Origin of the sequence: Enterovirga rhinocerotis, from assembly GCF_004363955.1 — a bacterium.
In the GTDB taxonomy this organism is placed as follows: domain Bacteria; phylum Pseudomonadota; class Alphaproteobacteria; order Rhizobiales; family Beijerinckiaceae; genus Enterovirga; species Enterovirga rhinocerotis.
Genome location: NZ_SNZR01000013.1, coordinates 245,145 through 260,859 on the forward strand (window position 1 = coordinate 245,145; position 15,715 = coordinate 260,859).

The 15,715-nt window shown below is 69.6% G+C and carries 14 protein-coding genes; 4 read left to right on the plus strand and 10 right to left on the minus strand.

Annotation, left to right across the window (positions count from 1 at the left end; translation table 11 throughout):
* The first annotated feature begins 19 nt into the window (after positions 1-19).
* Complete coding sequence (locus EV668_RS12875; protein ID WP_133770628.1) at positions 20-1,114, plus strand: hypothetical protein; 1,095 nt, start codon at positions 20-22, stop codon at positions 1,112-1,114.
* 3 nt (positions 1,115-1,117) lie between these two features.
* On the opposite strand, the gene EV668_RS12880 is transcribed toward EV668_RS12875, so the two are convergent.
* Positions 1,118-1,771: an ATPase gene (locus tag EV668_RS12880; RefSeq protein ID WP_133770630.1), complete on the minus strand. Its 654-nt coding sequence runs from the start codon at positions 1,769-1,771 to the stop codon at positions 1,118-1,120.
* A 35-nt stretch (positions 1,772-1,806) separates the two neighbouring features.
* Here EV668_RS12880 and hslU point away from each other — a divergent pair, with 35 nt between their 5' ends.
* Positions 1,807-3,123 carry an ATP-dependent protease ATPase subunit HslU gene (hslU, locus tag EV668_RS12885; RefSeq protein WP_133770632.1) on the plus strand — a complete coding sequence of 439 codons (1,317 nt, stop codon included), beginning with the start codon at positions 1,807-1,809 and terminating at the stop codon, positions 3,121-3,123.
* Between the two features lie 167 nt (positions 3,124-3,290).
* Here the strand turns inward: hslU and ggt are convergent, their stop codons facing one another.
* From ggt to EV668_RS12915, 5 genes are all read right to left on the minus strand, one after another.
* The gene (ggt, locus tag EV668_RS12895; protein ID WP_133771990.1) at positions 3,291-4,886 is read right to left on the minus strand and encodes a gamma-glutamyltransferase; all 1,596 of its coding nucleotides are present in this window, start codon (positions 4,884-4,886) and stop codon (positions 3,291-3,293) included.
* Positions 4,887-4,952: 66 nt separating this feature from the next.
* Positions 4,953-5,405: a CAP domain-containing protein gene (locus EV668_RS12900; RefSeq protein ID WP_166652448.1), complete on the minus strand. Its 453-nt coding sequence runs from the start codon at positions 5,403-5,405 to the stop codon at positions 4,953-4,955.
* Between the two features lie 338 nt (positions 5,406-5,743).
* Positions 5,744-6,991, minus strand: a complete 1,248-nt coding sequence (locus EV668_RS12905; RefSeq protein ID WP_133770636.1) for a metal-dependent hydrolase family protein — start codon at positions 6,989-6,991, stop codon at positions 5,744-5,746.
* Positions 6,992-7,238: 247 nt separating this feature from the next.
* Entirely contained in the window at positions 7,239-8,930 is a 1,692-nt protein-coding gene (locus EV668_RS12910) for a L,D-transpeptidase family protein (protein WP_133770638.1), read from the minus strand.
* Positions 8,931-9,013: 83 nt separating this feature from the next.
* On the minus strand, positions 9,014-10,495 hold the full coding sequence (locus tag EV668_RS12915) for a sigma-54-dependent transcriptional regulator (RefSeq protein ID WP_133770640.1): 1,482 nt from the start codon (positions 10,493-10,495) through the stop codon (positions 9,014-9,016).
* A gap of 232 nt (positions 10,496-10,727) precedes the next feature.
* On the opposite strand from EV668_RS12915, the gene EV668_RS12920 reads away from it, so the two are divergent.
* On the plus strand, positions 10,728-12,563 hold the full coding sequence (locus tag EV668_RS12920) for a M3 family oligoendopeptidase (RefSeq protein ID WP_245513247.1): 1,836 nt from the start codon (positions 10,728-10,730) through the stop codon (positions 12,561-12,563).
* Between the two features lie 90 nt (positions 12,564-12,653).
* Here the strand turns inward: EV668_RS12920 and EV668_RS12925 are convergent, their stop codons facing one another.
* Positions 12,654-13,220 carry an HNH endonuclease gene (locus EV668_RS12925; protein ID WP_133770644.1) on the minus strand — a complete coding sequence of 189 codons (567 nt, stop codon included), beginning with the start codon at positions 13,218-13,220 and terminating at the stop codon, positions 12,654-12,656.
* 246 nt (positions 13,221-13,466) lie between these two features.
* On the minus strand, positions 13,467-14,234 hold the full coding sequence (locus EV668_RS12930; RefSeq protein WP_133770646.1) for a hypothetical protein: 768 nt from the start codon (positions 14,232-14,234) through the stop codon (positions 13,467-13,469).
* Positions 14,235-14,318: 84 nt separating this feature from the next.
* On the opposite strand from EV668_RS12930, the gene EV668_RS12935 reads away from it, so the two are divergent.
* Positions 14,319-14,813 (plus strand): GFA family protein, encoded by a 495-nt coding sequence (locus EV668_RS12935; RefSeq protein ID WP_133770648.1) that lies wholly within the window; start codon positions 14,319-14,321, stop codon positions 14,811-14,813.
* Between the two features lie 9 nt (positions 14,814-14,822).
* Here the strand turns inward: EV668_RS12935 and EV668_RS12940 are convergent, their stop codons facing one another.
* Both EV668_RS12940 and EV668_RS12945 read right to left on the minus strand, forming a co-directional pair.
* The gene (locus EV668_RS12940) at positions 14,823-15,026 is read right to left on the minus strand and encodes a hypothetical protein (protein ID WP_133770650.1); all 204 of its coding nucleotides are present in this window, start codon (positions 15,024-15,026) and stop codon (positions 14,823-14,825) included.
* Between the two features lie 52 nt (positions 15,027-15,078).
* Positions 15,079-15,645, minus strand: coding sequence for a carboxymuconolactone decarboxylase family protein (locus tag EV668_RS12945; RefSeq protein ID WP_245513151.1), 567 nt, complete (start codon positions 15,643-15,645; stop codon positions 15,079-15,081).
* Positions 15,646-15,715: the final 70 nt, after the last annotated feature.

Below are 15,715 nucleotides of genomic sequence, written 5' to 3' on the forward strand. Positions count from 1 at the left end.
CCAAGCCGACGAGGGCCGCATGATCTCTGCGCGCGTCCTTGACCTCGCGGTCGAGAAGGGCCTCGTCTCCGACGGCCAGCGGCTGGCGCTCCTCAGCCTTGCCCGCGAGGTCGAGGGACCGGTCCAGGCCCCGCCCGTCGACGAGGAGCGGCTGCGCTTCATCACGGGCTTCGCCGATATCTTCGTGACGATGGGCATCGCGCTCTTCCTCGGCGCGGCGATGTACCTGATCGGCATGTCGCTGCCGCCTGCCGCCGGGCTCGCCCTGCTCGCGGCGATGAGCTGGGGCCTCGCCGAGTTCTTCACCCGGCGGCGGCGGATGGCGCTGCCCTCGATCGTGCTGCTCGCGATCTTCGTCTGCTCCGCCTTCATGGCCCTGAGCCTCTTCCTCGGAGCGCAGAAGGGATCCTCGTTCCTTGCGCTCTGGGCCTGGGGCTGGGGACGCGGCTGGGGGATCGGTGCGCTGCCGAACCTCGCCGACGCCCGGAGCGTCGCGCTCGCGGCGATCGGCACCTCGGCCCTCGCGGCCTTGCATTACTGGCGCTTCCGCGTGCCGATCACGATCGCGGCGGGCGTCTCGGCTCTGTCGCTCGCCGCCATCACGCTGCTCATGGCCGCCGCGCCCCAGCTCATGGCGGCCTCCGCGACGCCCATCGTCTTCGGCCTCGGCCTTGCGATCTTCGCGCTCGCCATGCGCTTCGACCTCAGCGATCCGCTGCGCGAGACCCGCCGGACCGATATCGCCTTCTGGCTGCACCTGCTCGCCGCGCCTATGATCGTCCATTCGGTGTTCCAGGCGGTCGGCGCCACCCAATACGGGATCGGGCCGGCCTCGGCCGCCCTCGTCCTCGCGATCTTCGCGATCCTCGCCGCGGTCGCGATCCTCGTCGATCGGCGAGCCCTCCTGGTCTCGGGGCTCGTCTATGCGGGCTGGGCCTTCGCCTCGCTGTTCCGCACCATCGGCTTCAACGACTACACGGGGCCGGTGACGGTGCTGCTCCTCGGCGCCTTCGTGCTCGTGCTCAGTGCCGGCTGGACGCCGCTTCGGGCGGCGGTGGTCTCCCGCCTCGGTCCCGCCTGGGCGGCCCGCCTGCCGCCCCACGCGCCGCGGTAGGTTTCAGGCTTCCGCGCAGGCCGGCAGGTGTTCGAGGATCGCGGTCAGGGGGGAGGGGAGGCCATCCGTCGCCCCGCGATAGGCGATGCAGCCGGCGCGCCCTTCCGCCGCGACCTTCGGCTGACCGCCGTTGTTGTCGAAGACCCGCCACATATCGGCGAGCGCGACGTAGCGCGGGACATTCGCGATCGAGCGCGCGAAGCGCCGTCGCGCATCGGCCTCCGGCACCGCGTGGCCGCCCTCGCTGACGCGGCGGGCGATCCGCGCCAGCGCCGCCTCGGGCGTGGCGACGACGAAATAGAGGAGGTGAATCCGCCAGCCGAGGGATTTCGCGTGCTGCAACCGACGCAGATACGTCAGTCCCGCAAGCGTGGTCTCCATGGAGAAATCACCCCCCTCGCCCTTGGCGCCCAGATAGGCGTCGAACCGATCGAGCGCGATGCGGGCGGCCGTATTCTTCTCGGCCTCGGGATCCATCGGCGAGAGGCCTCGCGCGATCTCGTCGAGATTGATGAACCGCACCGTTCCGGCGACCGCGCGGATATGTCGGAAGGCGTAGGTCGTCTTGCCGACGCCGTTCGGGCCGGCCAGCATCCAGATCGTCGGTTGCTTGTTCATCCTGCCCGGCCGGCATGAGGTGACAGCGCGGTGCTGCATGCCTATCTCCGGGCTTCTACTTCGCCCGGACGGACATGACCACCTTCTCCCCCCGCGAGATCGTCTCCGAACTCGACCGCTTCATCGTCGGCCAGCAGGACGCGAAGCGTGCGGTCGCCATCGCGCTCCGCAACCGCTGGCGCCGCCAGCAGGTCGAGGGGCCGCTCCGCGATGAGATCGCACCCAAGAACATCCTGATGATCGGACCCACCGGCTGCGGCAAGACGGAGATCTCGCGCCGTCTCGCCAGGCTCGCGGGCGCGCCCTTCATCAAGATCGAGGCGACGAAGTTCACCGAGGTCGGCTATGTCGGCCGCGACGTCGAGCAGATCGTGCGCGACCTCGTCGAGATCGGCATCGGGCTCGTGCGCGACGAGAAGCGCCGGTCCGTCCAGGCCAAGGCCCAGCTCGCGGCCGAGGAGCGCGTCCTCGACGCTCTGGTCGGCCAGACCGCGTCCTCGGCGACGCGCGAGAGCTTCCGCAGGAAGCTGCGGGCCAGCGAACTCGACGACAAGGAGATCGAGATCGAGGTCGCCGGCGGCCAGCAGGGCATGCCGATGTTCGAGATCCCCGGCATGCCCGGCGCCTCGATGAGCGCGATCAACCTCAACGACGTGCTCGGCAAGGCCTTCGGCGGCGGCCAGAAGAAGACGCGCCGGACCACCGTGAAGGAGGCGTACGAGCCCCTGATCGCCGAGGAATCCGACAAGATGCTCGATCAGGATACGATCGTGCAGGAGGCCATCCGGCAGGTCGAGGATAACGGCATCGTCTTCCTCGACGAGATCGACAAGATCTGCGCCCGCTCCGAGGGCGGGCGGGCCGGGGCCGACATCTCGCGCGAGGGCGTCCAGCGCGACCTCCTCCCGCTGATCGAGGGAACCACGGTCTCGACCAAGCACGGACCGGTCAAGACCGACCACGTGCTCTTCATCGCCTCCGGCGCCTTCCACGTCTCGAAGCCGTCGGACCTGCTGCCGGAATTGCAGGGGCGCCTGCCGATCCGCGTCGAGCTGCAGCCGCTCACGGCCGACGATTTCCGCCGCATCCTGACCGAGACCGAAGCCTCGCTGATCAAGCAATCGGTGGCGCTGATGGAAACCGAGGGCGTCGAGCTCGCCTTCACGGAGGATGCGATCGACGCGCTCGCCAAGGTCGCGGTCGAGGTGAACTCGACGGTCGAGAATATCGGCGCGCGCCGGCTCCAGACGGTGCTGGAGCGGGTCCTCGACGACATCTCCTTCACCGCGCCCGACCGGAGCGGGCAGGTCTTCACGGTCGATGGCGCCTATGTGCGCCAGGAGGTCGAGCAACTTGCGGCGAACACGGATCTCAGCCGCTTCATCCTGTAGCCCTCACTCTCCTTCTCCCCTTGCGGGAGAAGGTGGCACGGCGAAGCCGTGACGGATGAGGGGTGGAGACACGACGTTGATGGTTGTGTTTCACCCCTCATCCGCCCCCTGCTGACGCAGGGGCCACCTTCTCCCGCAAGGGGAGAAGGGGTGAAGGGCGGCGTCCCTCAATAGCCGAGCGCACAGCCGTCCTTGCGCGGGTCGGAGCCGCCCTGCAGCGTGCCGTGCTCCGCGTCGATCCAGATCGCCTGGCCGCCGCCGATCGCGGCCGCGGGCACGACGACCTCGTAGCCGAGCCGCTCGAAGGCGGGGCCGACCGTCTCGCGCAGCCGCTTCTCCATCTCGACCTTCACCGAGCCGCCCGGCAGCGGGAAGAGACGGGGCAGGTCGATCGCGCTCTGAACGTCGAGCCTGTAATCGAGCACCTTCGAGACGAGATGGGCATGGCCCATCGCCTGGTAGTGGCCGCCCATCACGCCGAAGGGCATCACGGCACGCCCGTCCTTCGTCATCATGCCGGGGATGATGGTGTGCATCGGCCGCTTGCCCGGTGCGATGGCGTTCGGATGGGCCGGATCGAGCACGAAGCTCTCGCCGCGATTGTGGAACAGCACGCCCGTCTTCGGGCTCATCAGGCCCGATCCGAAGTTGTGGAAGATCGAGTTGATGAAGGAGACGGCGTTCCGGTCCTTGTCGACCACGGTGATGTAGACCGTGTCCTTATGCGCGGGCTGGGGCACCGCCGGCAGGGGGGCGAGCGCGCGGCTCGGGTCGATGCGGCGGGCGAGATCGGCGGCGAGGTCCTGCGAGAGCAGCCATTCGGCCGGGACCTCGGCCTTGGCCGGATCGGCGAGATGGACATCGCGCGCGGCATAGGCGAGGCGCGTCGCCTCGACCTCGATATGAAGCCGCTCGGGCGAGAGCGGATCGCCTCGCCCTTCGAAATGCGACAGGATGTTCAGGATCATGAGGGCGATGATGCCCTGCCCGTTCGGCGGGCATTCCCAGATGTCGTAGCCGCGGAAGCCGGTCTTGATCGGCTCGACATATTCGCCGCGCGCCGAGGCGAAATCCTCGAGCGTGTGCAGGCCGCCGAGACCGGAGAGGCAGCCGACCATGTCCTCGGCGACGCGGCCCTCGTAGAAGGCGCGCGAGCCGCCCTCCGCGATCGCCTGCAGCGTCTCGGCGAGTTCCGGCTGGCGGTGCAGCGAGCCGAGCGCCGGCGGCTTGCCGCCCGGCAGGAAGATGCGAGCGGCATTCGCATCGCGCGCGAGCAGCGCCTCCTGGGCGCGCCAGTCGCGGAGGGTGCGCGGGGCGACGGGGTAGCCGTCGCGGGCATAGGCGATGGCCTGTTTCAGGACCTCGCGCAGGCTGAGCGTGCCGTGATCGGCGAGGAGGCGTTCCCAGGCCTCGACGGCTCCCGGAACCGTGACGGTATGGGGCGTCTGGCGCTCGAGCTTCGTGACGCCGATCTCGGCGAGCCGTGCGGGCGTCGCGGCGGCCGGGGCCCGGCCCGAGCCGTTATAGGCGACGACTTCGGCGCCGCCCTTCGGAGCGATGAGCGCGAAGCAATCGCCGCCGATCCCGGTCGAGCCCGGCTCGACCACGCATTGCACCGCGCAGGCGGCGACGGCGGCATCGAGCGCATTGCCGCCGGCGCGCAGGATGTCGAGCGCGGCGAGCGTGGACAGCGTGTGCGAGGTCGCGGCCATGCCGCGTTGGCCGAGGGCGAGCGAGCGCCCTCCATTCTCGAAATCGCGCAGCATTCCCGTCTCCCCGTGCGGCCCATGGCCGCGATAGCCGAGAACGGAACGCCGGACCAGCGGCGATCAGCCGATGACCATCGCCCAGTAGCGCGTGGTCAGACCGTCGGCCCGCCCGACCCCGATCCGGCTCGCACCGGGCATCAGGAGGTTGTTGAGATGGGCCGAGGAGCCCTGCCATTGCGCGATGGCGCCGCCGACATCGTTCGCGCCATAGGCGAGGTTCTCGGCCATCGCGCCGCGAAGCCCGAACTGGCGGACCCGGCCGGCGAAATCGCCGTGAGAGAGCGAGCCGATCCGCGCGATCGACCCGGCCTGATATTGTGCGGCGGCGTTCATGCGCGGATCGATACCGACCGGCCCGCGACCGTAGCGGGCGCGGATGGCGGAGATCATCTGCGCGGCCGCCGCGGCGTCGGACGAGGCGCCGCGCGGCGCGGCACGGGCGGCCTCAGCCGCTCCGGCCAGGATGACCGGGGGCAAGGAGAGAAGAGATAGGCTGAATTGGCGGCGATCCATGGCGTCTCTCGCGAAGAGGATGGGCCTGATGCAGCATGCAGGCGCAATCCGGACATCGAGGTGTCCCGGCAGACTGTCGAACAGGCGTTGACGAATTCGGTCTGCCATTCCAGGCAATTGTGGAGAGTTTTCGGAAATCGGGCCGTCTGTACGGACAAAGACTTGTCTGCAGCGCATTGGAATAGGCGGCTGAAGCGTCTCCTCGTCATGGCCGGGCTCGGCCCGTCCATCCACGCCTCTGCGGCGCGTCAGACGTCAACGGGGTCGCAGCCGGCACGCTCCGTCGTGGATGGCCGGGCCAAGCCCGGCCAGGACGGTGGAGAGAAGGGTCGCCCCCGTCAGCGCAGCTCTTCCTTCACGAAGCGGCCGGCCTTCATGATGGCCGGCATATGCGCGCCCTGATGCGTCAGGAGCGCGAGGTCGGAGAGCGGATTGCCCTCCACGACGATCAGGTCCGCCTGCGCCCCCTCGGCGATCGTCCCGATCTCGCCCTCCATGCGAAGCAGCTTCGCCGCATCCCGCGTCGCGGATCGGATGACCTCGATCGCCGGCAGCACCTGGCCGCGGATGACGAACTCCTCCGATTGATGCCGGTGCATCGGCCCGAGGAGGTCGGTGCCGTACGCCATGGTCACGCCGGCCTTGCGCATGATCTCGAGCGATTCGAGGCCGGCGAGGCGGACGTCGTCGATCTTGGCGACGGAGGCTGGCGGCAGGCCGAGGCTCGCACCCTCGTTCTTCAGCGCCTCGAAGGTGACGAGGGTCGGGCAGGCGATGGCGCCGCGCTCCTTCATCAGCCGGGCGGTCTTGGGCTGGATCAGGTTCGCATGCTCGACGGAATGAACGCCGCATTCGACGGCCCGTCGGATCGCCTCGTCGGTATAGAGATGGGCGGCGACGTAGGTCTGGGCGTTCTGTGCCTCCTCGACCAGCGCCGTGATCTCCTCGCGCGAGAAGCCGAGGAAGGCGATCGGATCGGTCGGCGAGGCGACGCCGCCATTGGCCATGATCTTGATGAACTTGGCACCGCGGCGGATTTCGTCCCGCGCCGCGGCGCGGCAGGCATCGACGCCGTCGGCGATGCGCCCGAGCGCTCCGAGCCGCCGGGCCTGATAGCCGAAATCGCGCTCGTCGACGGGGCCTCGGAGATCCGCATGGCCGCCGGTCTGCGAGATCGACTTGCCGCAGATGACGAGGCGCGGCGCCTCGATCAGGCCCTCCTCGATCGCCTCGACGAGGGCGTGGGTCGCGCCGCCGAGATCGCGGACGGTCGTGAAGCCGCGCATGAGCATGCCGCGCATGATCTGCGCCGAGCGGAAGGCGACGATCGCGTCCGGCAGGAGGGCGTTGGCGCCGAGATCGGCGATCGTCGCGATGACGTGGACATGGCAGTCGATCAGCCCCGGCATCAGGGTCCGGCCGGCGAGGTCGATCACCCGGGCTCCGCGTGCCGTGATCGGGCGATCGGAGACCTCCCGGATCACCCCGCCCTCGACGAGGACATGCCCGCCGGGCCGTGCCTCGTCGGCGACGCCGTCGATCAGGGCGGCGTTGGTGAAGAGGATGGGCGAAGCTTGCTTCGGCATGGCGCGATCCGTGTCGAGACCTGTCCGTGCCATGATCGACGCTCCCGGCGCGCGCGGCAAGGCGCCGAGAAGCGGGGCCGTTCGCCATGCTTTCGCCGCCGATCGGCCCTCGGAGGGCCGCTTTGGGGGTCGAATCTCCGGCTCAGCGTCCAGCCGCTTCCGATCCGTCAGCCCCCCTGGATCGGAGGCTCCGCGACGAGTTAAGGCCGCCTCGCGAGAGGCGGCCTTTTCCTTGGCGCAGCCCGGCTCAGCCGCCGAGGCCGAGCGCGTTCCGGACGCGGCGATGGATGCCGTAGACGTCCTCCGCGCTCGAGACGCGGCCGGTAGCCTCGTCCACGCTCGTCGTGAAATAGGCGAGGTGGATCGGCATGCGCTCTTCCAGGAAGATCGTCCGCTCGCCCCGGCCGATCAGGCTCTTGAGACGCGCCTCGCTCCACCCGTTGCCCAGGATCTTGCCCGCCAGCGAGAACGGGTTCTGCACGCGAACGCAGCCATGGCTGAAGGCGCGCCGCGCGGAGGAGAACAGGTTCCGGTTCGGAGTGTCGTGCAGGTAGACCGCGTGGTCGTTCGGGAACATCAGCTTGATGTAGCCGAGGGCGTTCCGCGGCCCCGGCGGCTGGCGCACCGAGGTCACGTTGCCGCGCCGCGTCACCGTGTAGCCGCGCTTGGCGGCGTAGTCTGGATCCTTGGCGAGCCCCGGCAGGATCTCCTTCCGGAGGATCGACGGCGGGATGTACCAGGACGGGTTCACGACGGCGTGGTCCATCGTGTCCGAGAAGATCGGGGTCGGCGTATTGGGCTTGCCGATGATGACGCGAGCCTCGTGAGCCACGGCGCCGTTCTCGACGAGACGGACCTGGTATTCGGGCACGTTGACGAGGATGTAGCGATCCGCGACGCGCGACGGCAGCCAGCGCCAGCGCTCCATATTCGCGACGATGTCGCCTTCGAGCCGGGGCGACCAGCCGCTCGGCAGCCGGGTGTCGGAGGCCGAGGCGACGACGGCGCCCTTCGCCTTCACCATGCCGGCCGGCCGGTGCGACCGGATCTCCGCCAGCTTCTCGCGGAGCGCGCGATAGCCGGGATAGGCCGGGTTGAAGCCCTGCAGGGCCTCGCCCGCATCGGTGCTGCCTCCGACCTGGCTCAGCACCCGCTCCGGGCTCGGCAGCTCGAGCTGGGGCGTGACGAGGGCCGAGACCCGGTTGGGCTCGAGCCGGCCGCCGCGTGCGGCGCGGGCGTAGAGATAGGCGGCCGCGCTGAGCTTCAGTTCCGCATCGGCGAGTTCGGCGATGTCGAGCGCGCGCCCGCCGCCGCTGAGGTTCGGGACGGGATAATCGGCCGGGTCGAGCCCGTCCTCCTCGGCGCGGCCGAGACGGTCGATCAGCGAATCCGCCGCCCGCGTCCAGGCGCCGTCGGCGATCCAGAGCGGCCGGTGATCCGTCGCGGCGTAGAAGGCCGCGATCCCCTCGCGCTCGCGCGCCGTCACCTTCGGCGGCAGAGGCAGTTGCGGGTCGGCAAGGCGCCGTTCGAGTTCGGTGGCGAAGCGGAGGCCCTCGCCGGCAGCCGCGTCCACCGCGAGGACGGTCGGCTCGGGAGGCAGGTCTGGACGGATCTCGATGGCAGGGGCCGCGACCTCCGCCTTCGGCTGCGGCGCCGATCCGGCCTCGACCGCGAGCAGGCCCGGCTCCGGCGGCAGATCGAGGCGGATCTCGGCCGATGCCGACGTCTCGGGCGAAGCCGGCGGCACGATCACCGTGACGTCGGGCGGAAGCGGGAGCCCCAGGCCGGGCTCGGTCTCAGCCAGCGCGTATGCCGTGGGGCCGATCGCCGTCAGCGCGATCCCGGCCAGAAGGCCGGCCAGACGACGGCGTCGGGGCGCCGCAGGCATCCCGGCCCGCATCGCGCCCTGACCGTCACCGCCCTGCATGAGCGTGCCCATTCGTATCCCCGAAATCCCAGGCCGGTAGCATTGTCCGCCGCTGCGGCGCTTCGCAATCACACCGATGCAACAGTGCCGCCCTCTCAGGCGGCCTCTTCGGCGTCGCCGTCCTCCAGCCCCAGATCCTTGAGCTTGCGGTAGAGCGTGGAGCGTCCGATCCCGAGGCGTCGGGAGATCTCGGACATATGGCCGCGGTAATGGCTGAGCGCGAAGCGGATGATCTCGGCCTCGAGCTCTTCGAGCCGCTTCACCTCCCCGGAATCGGCGACGAGCGAGGTCGCGTTCGGATCGCGCACCTCGACCCGGACCACCTCGCGGATGGGCTCCGCCGGCAGCAAGGCGGGGCCGCTGGGAAGGGGGGCCGCGGGGATGCGGATGTCGAAGCCCTCGACCTGTCCCGCGATCTGCGGGAATTCGGCGAGGGTGAGTTCGTCCCCGTCGGCGAGGACGACCGCGCGGAAGACGGCGTTCTCAAGCTGCCGGACGTTGCCGGGCCAGGCGTAGCTCGTCAGGAGGGTCATCGCGTCGGAGGCGATACCGCGCACGCGCTTGCCCTCCTCGGCGGAGAAGCGGGCCATGAAGGAGCGCGCGAGATCGGGGATGTCGGCCCGGCGCGCGCGGAGCGGCGGCAGCGTGATCGGGAAGACGTTGAGGCGGTAATACAGGTCCTCGCGGAACCGGCCCTCGCGCACCATGTCGAGCAGCGAGCGGTTCGTGGCCGAGATCAGGCGGATATCGACCCGCACCGACCGCTTGCCGCCGACCGGATCGACCTCGCCCTCCTGGAGCGCGCGCAGGAGCTTGACCTGCGCCGATGGCGGCAATTCGCCGATCTCGTCGAGGAAGAGCGTGCCGCCCGACGCCTCGACGAACTTGCCGGCATGTTTCTCGGTCGCGCCCGTGAAGGCGCCCTTCTCGTGGCCGAACAGGGTCGACTCGACGAGGTTCTCGGGGATCGCACCGCAATTGACCGTGACGAAGGGCTTGCCGCGCCGCTCGCCCGAGCCCTGGATGGCGCGCGCCAGCACCTCCTTGCCGACGCCCGATTCCCCTTCGATCAGGACCGGGATCGAGGATTTCGCAGCCCGCTCGGCGAGCCCGATGACGCGCGTCATGTCGGGGCTGCGCGTGGCGAGGTCGCGGAAGCCGAGCGCGTTGCCGGCCCGCCGGCGCATGCGCCGCACCTCGTCCTCGAGCGAGCCGAGGCGGAGCGCGTTCTTGATGGAAACCTGGAGCCGCTCGGCCCCGACCGGCTTGACGACGAAATCGACCGCGCCCGCGCGCATCGCGTTGACGACCGTCTCGATCGAGCCGTGGGAGGTCTGGACGACGGCCGGAATCTCGATGCGCGATTCGCGCATGGCGGCGAGGACGCCGAAGCCATCGAGGCCCGGCATGACGAGATCGAGGATCGCGAGCGCGAGCGGCTCGCCCGATTTCATGACGGCGAGCCCGGCCTCGCCGTCCTCGGCGACGATCACCTCGTAGCCGAATCGGCGCACCATCGCCTCGAGCAGGCGACGCTGGACGGGATCGTCATCGACGATCAGGATGGTTTGCGACATTCGGTCCGGGCGGGCGGTCATGAGGCTTTGGGGCGGTGTCCGGATCGTCGGTCATAAGGGTAAACCCGGTGTTAATTCCGGGGTTCCTCCGGACATCGTCGGCGGGCTTCGTCCGATGTCCGGACGGCCCCCCGCTCTGCCTGCTTCAGGCTGAGGAGCGGGCGGGACGAGGATCGGCGCCGCCTTCCGAGTTGAAGCCGGGCGCGGTCCGGCCGATATGTCGGCCATGACGATGAATCCCTCGCCCCTCGCAAGCGCCCGATCCGCCGCGGCCAAGGCCGGTTCCGATGCGGTCGGCCCCCTGCCCGAATGGAACCTCGCCGATCTCTATCCCGGCATGGGGAGCGAGGCCTTCATCCAGGACCTCGCGCAGGCCGAGGCCGAGTGCAAGGCCTTCGCCGAGACGTATCGGGGCCGCCTCGACGCCCTGGCGCGGGAGGGCGGCACGGCGCTCGGCCCGGTGGTCGAGCGCTATGAGGGGATCGAGGACCGGCTCGGCCGCCTCGCCTCGTATGCGGGCCTCGTCTATGCGGGCGACACGACCGATCCGCAGCGGGCGAAGTTCTTCGGCGACACGCAGGAACGGCTCACCACGGCGTCGAGCGACCTCCTGTTCTTCACGCTCGAGCTGAACCGCATCGACGATGCGGCGATGGAGGCGGCGATGAACGCGCCGCCGCTCGACCGCTTCCGGCCCTGGATCGAGGATCTGCGGCGCGACAAGCCGTATCAGCTCGAAGACCGGATCGAGCAGCTCTTCCACGAGAAGTCCGTGACGGGCCGCGCGGCCTGGAACCGGCTCTTCGACGAGACGCTGGCCTCGCTCCGCTTCCGGATCCGGGGCGAGGAGCTGACGCTCGAGCCCGCCCTGAACAAGCTCCAGGATGCCGATGGCGACCTGCGGCGGGACGCGGCGAAGGCGCTGGGCGAGGTCTTCGGCGCGAATCTGCGCGTCTTCACCCTCATCACCAACACCCTCGCCAAGGACAAGGAGATCTCCGATCGCTGGCGCGGCTTCGAGGATGTCGGCGATTCGCGCCACCTCGCCAACCGCGTCGAGCGCGAGGTCGTCGACGCGCTGGCGGAGGCAGTGCGGCAGGCCTATCCGCGCCTCTCCCACCGCTATTACCGCCTCAAGGCGAAGTGGTTCGGCCGCGACGCGCTCGATTACTGGGACCGCAATGCGCCCCTGCCGAAGGTCGAGCAGCGCACCATCGCCTGGCCCGAGGCCCGCGACACGGTGCTGTCGGCCTATCGCGATTTCGCGCCCGAGATGGCCGGGATCGCGCGGCGCTTCTTCGACGAGAACTGGATCGACGCGCCGGTGCGGCCGGGCAAGGCGCCCGGCGCCTTCGCGCATCCGACCGTGCCCTCGGCGCACCCCTATGTGCTGCTCAACTACCAGGGCAAGCCGCGGGACGTGATGACGCTCGCCCACGAGCTCGGCCACGGCGTGCATCAGGTGCTGGCGGCGAAGCAGGGCGCGCTCATGGCGCCGACCCCGCTGACCCTCGCCGAGACCGCGAGCGTCTTCGGCGAGATGCTGACCTTCCGGCGCCTCCTCGCCGGGACGACGAACGTCGTGCAGCGCCGCGCCATGCTCGCCGCCAAGGTCGAGGACATGATCAACACGGTCGTGCGCCAGATCGCGTTCTATTCCTTCGAGCGGAAGGTCCATCTCGAGCGCCGCAAGGGCGAGCTCACGGCCGAGCAGCTCTGCGATCTCTGGATGTCCGTCCAGGCCGACAGCCTCGGCCCGGCCATCCGGCTCGGCGACGGATACCGGCCCTTCTGGACGTATATCCCGCACTTCATCCACTCGCCGTTCTACGTCTACGCCTATGCCTTCGGCGATTGCCTCGTGAACTCGCTGTACGGCGTCTACGAGCGGGCGGAGCCGGGATTCGTCGAGCGCTATTTCGCGCTGCTCTCGGCGGGCGGCACGAAGCCCTACGACCAGCTCCTCGCCCCCTTCGGCCTCGATCCGAAGGATCCCGGCTTCTGGCAGATCGGCCTCTCGGTGATCGAGGGCATGATCGCGGAACTCGAGGGGATGGAGACGGCCTGAGAACCGGCCGCGAGGCCGATCCCGCGACCGCGGGCTCGCGCGCCGATCGGATCACGGAGGCTCCGGCCTTCGCGATCCGGCGTCTGCGCCCTACGGCTCGAGTTCGGTGTCCCAGTAGAGATAGTCCAGCCAGCTCTCGTGCAGGAAGTTCGGCGGGAAGAGGCGGCCGTTGCGGTGGAGGTCGTGCAGGCTCGGCGCATACGGCATCTGCCGCGGCCACATCTGGGCGTCCCGGGGCATGGCGTCGGCCTTCCTCAGGTTGCAGGGCGAGCAGGCCGCGACCACGTTCTCCCAGGTGGTGAGGCCGCCTTTCGAGCGCGGGATCACGTGATCGAAGGTGAGGTCCTCGCGGGCTCCGCAATATTGGCAGGTGAAGCGGTCGCGCAGGAAGACGTTGAAGCGGGTGAAGGCCGGGTTGCGCGTCGGCTGGACGTAGGTCTTGAGGCAGACCACCGAGGGGAGCCGCATCTGGAAGGACGGCGAACTCACGGTCGTCTCGTATTCGGAGACGATGACGACGCGGTCGAGGAAGACCGCCTTGATCGCGTCCTGCCAGCACCAGACCGACAGGGGATAATAGCTCAGCGGCCGATAATCGGCGTTCAGCACCAGTGCCGGGCAGGCTTCGGCCCTGGGTGGTTGGACGTGGACCGTCACACAACATCCTCCGTCAGGATGAAGGCCTAAGGGTTCGCACGGACGGCATAATACCCATTCGACGACGACAATGTGAAGCTGTCGCGGGGACGTGCGGATGTCGCATGCACAGCTTCGACAGGACGGCGCGACGCGAAGGTCATGCGCCAAGGCGGATCGGGCGCCGCGAAGACCTGGCCGATACGCCGCTCGACATGAAGCGACGCGGCCGAATCATGCCCGCATCACGCCATGGCGCTGCCGCCTTCAGGGCTCGTCGCAGGTCTCCCGCACGCCATAGGCCTTCTTGAAGGCGCGGGTCAGCTTCTCTTCCATCGCCTGCCGCCGCTTCGCTCCCTCGCCGTTGAAGGCAGCGAACTCGGTCGCGCAGTTCCCCCAGCCGAAACTGACGAGATAGAGCCGCTTGCGCGCCTCTCCGTCCGGCCGCGCACCCTCATCCTCCCGCCGCTTCCGGCAGGAGGCGGGGTCGACGTTGCGCGCGCAGGTCTCGGTGATTCGGGCCCGCCACGTCGCCGTGAGGTCGGCCCGCCCTTCGAGCGCGTCGACGAAGCGGTCGCAGCGGCCGGCGGCGGGCGCATAGCGGCGCAGCGCCGAGGGATCGCGGTGGCTGCGCAGCTGGGCGGAGCCGAAGGCGCAGGCATCGTCGATCTGGCGGGCCCGCTCGGTCCGATACTCCTCGATGCCCGGAAGAGGGAGCAGGCGATGGGCGCGCATCCGCGCCGCCGTCGCCGCGCACTGGGTCTCGAATCCCGCCGGATCGAGCTTTTCGGCGTCCGCGGGCGTCAGGGGGCTCATCGCGATCGGGACGCCCTGCTCGGTATTGAGGATCTCGGCGGTGCTCTTGAGCGCCTGCTCGTCCACCTTGCGCGGGTCGTAGCGGACGCTGTGCCGGCACAGGCCGTCCTCCCAACGATAGGTTTTCGTCTGAGCCGCGGCCTCGGCGAGCGGTGCGGACAGGGCGAGGAGGGTGACGAGGACGCGAATCAGGACCGGCTCCATCGAGGTTCGGGACAACCGCAGGACCTCCGAGGCTGCCTCGCGGTTGTTTCGGCATGATGTTGCGCCCGGCGCGGCGCGCCTGGGCGAAGGGAGAGCACGATGCCGGTGACGCTGGAAGGGGCCTGCCGCTGCGGGGCGGTTTCGTTCTCGGTCGAGAGCCACACGCCGCAGCCCTATCAGCTCTGCTATTGCGCCATCTGCCGCAAGACGGCCGGCGGCGGAGGCTATGCGATCAACCTCGCGGCGGATGCCCGGACGCTCTCCGTCAAGGGCAAGGCCGCGATCGGCATCTACCGGGCCGAGATCGCGGACGAGGACGGCGCCTGCCGCAAGAGCACGGGCGAGCGCCATTTCTGCCGGCGCTGCGCGAGCGCGCTCTGGCTGCAGGATCCGAGCTGGCCGGATCTCGCCCATCCTTTCGCCTCGGCGATCGACAGCGAGTTGCCGGTGCCGCCCGAACGGGTCCATCTCATGCTGCGCTACAAGGCGAGCTGGGTGAGGCCGCGCTTCGGCCGCAAGGATCGCCGGTTCGATCTCTATCCCGAGGAATCGATCGAGGCCTGGCACAAGGCGCGGGGCCTCTGGGTCGCCTGAGGGGCCGCGTCACACCCTGCGATCGAGGGCGATCCCCTGTCCTGCCGGCAGCGCTGCCGCGCCCGTCTGCGCGGCGGCGGCCAGCATGTCGGCGAGCGCCTGGTCCTGCCGGGCCGCCTGCTTGACCATCGCCGTCGCCATGCGGTCCGCGCGCGCCTCCGCCTGGAGGACGAGCGCGGCTTCGACGGTGGCGGCAGGCGAGACGCTGGACATCCCGGCAGTCTCGCCGCGCCGCCTCACCGATCGGTAAACGGCAGCGCCGATCTCAGGGATCGTTCGGGCCGAAGGGCGGCTCCTTGCCGGCCGGCACGCCCTGCTCGGCCATCGCGAGCATCATCGCGACCGTGACGTAGGTGCCGCTGATGACCGTCAGGTCGACGACGCCCTGATCGCCGAGCAGCGCCTTCGCACGGGCGAAGGTCGCGTCGGAGACCTTGTGCTGCGTCGAGAGCTCCATGCAGAAATCGTAGACCGCTGCCTCGTCCTCCTGCATCGCGGCCGGGCGCTTGTTGGCCTTGAGGTCGGCCATGACCTCCGGCGAGAGCCCCGCCTTCAGCGCGATCGGGTAATGCGCGAACCATTCCACCTGCGAGCGCCAGAGCCGCCCCTGGATGAGGATGGCGAGCTCGGTGAGCTTGGTCGGGACCGTGCTGTTCCAGCGCAGATAGGCGAGGAGGTCGAACATGTGCTGGCCCATCACCGGGCTGCGGATGAGCGGGTTGTAGGGCCCGCCGAGCCCGACGCTCGAGATCTTGACGATCTGCTCCCCGAGCGGGCGCTGGGCCTCGCTCAACTCGTCGAGGGTCATTTGCGGAAAACGCGGTCCCGTCACGTGGTCATCCTCCCTGCCGCCGATCGATGTGCCGGCACCGTCCGCTCTTGCGCGTCCGATGCCGGTCGCG

Bases quoted from the DNA above. Each gene is read 5' to 3' on its own strand.
- EV668_RS12915 (WP_133770640.1), bottom strand. From the start codon at position 10,495: ATGTCGCAAACCATCCTGATCGTCGATGACGATCCCGTCCAGCGTCGC.
- hslU (WP_133770632.1), top strand. From the start codon at position 1,807: ATGACCACCTTCTCCCCCCGCGAGATCGTCTCCGAACTCGACCGCTTC.
- EV668_RS12875 (WP_133770628.1), top strand. From the start codon at position 20: ATGATCTCTGCGCGCGTCCTTGACCTCGCGGTCGAGAAGGGCCTCGTC.
- EV668_RS12905 (WP_133770636.1), bottom strand. From the start codon at position 6,991: ATGCCGAAGCAAGCTTCGCCCATCCTCTTCACCAACGCCGCCCTGATC.
- EV668_RS12940 (WP_133770650.1), bottom strand. From the start codon at position 15,026: ATGTCCAGCGTCTCGCCTGCCGCCACCGTCGAAGCCGCGCTCGTCCTC.
- EV668_RS12900 (WP_166652448.1), bottom strand. From the start codon at position 5,405: ATGGATCGCCGCCAATTCAGCCTATCTCTTCTCTCCTTGCCCCCGGTC.
- EV668_RS12920 (WP_245513247.1), top strand. From the start codon at position 10,728: ATGAATCCCTCGCCCCTCGCAAGCGCCCGATCCGCCGCGGCCAAGGCC.
- EV668_RS12910 (WP_133770638.1), bottom strand. From the start codon at position 8,930: ATGGGCACGCTCATGCAGGGCGGTGACGGTCAGGGCGCGATGCGGGCC.
- EV668_RS12935 (WP_133770648.1), top strand. From the start codon at position 14,319: ATGCCGGTGACGCTGGAAGGGGCCTGCCGCTGCGGGGCGGTTTCGTTC.
- EV668_RS12880 (WP_133770630.1), bottom strand. From the start codon at position 1,771: ATGCAGCACCGCGCTGTCACCTCATGCCGGCCGGGCAGGATGAACAAG.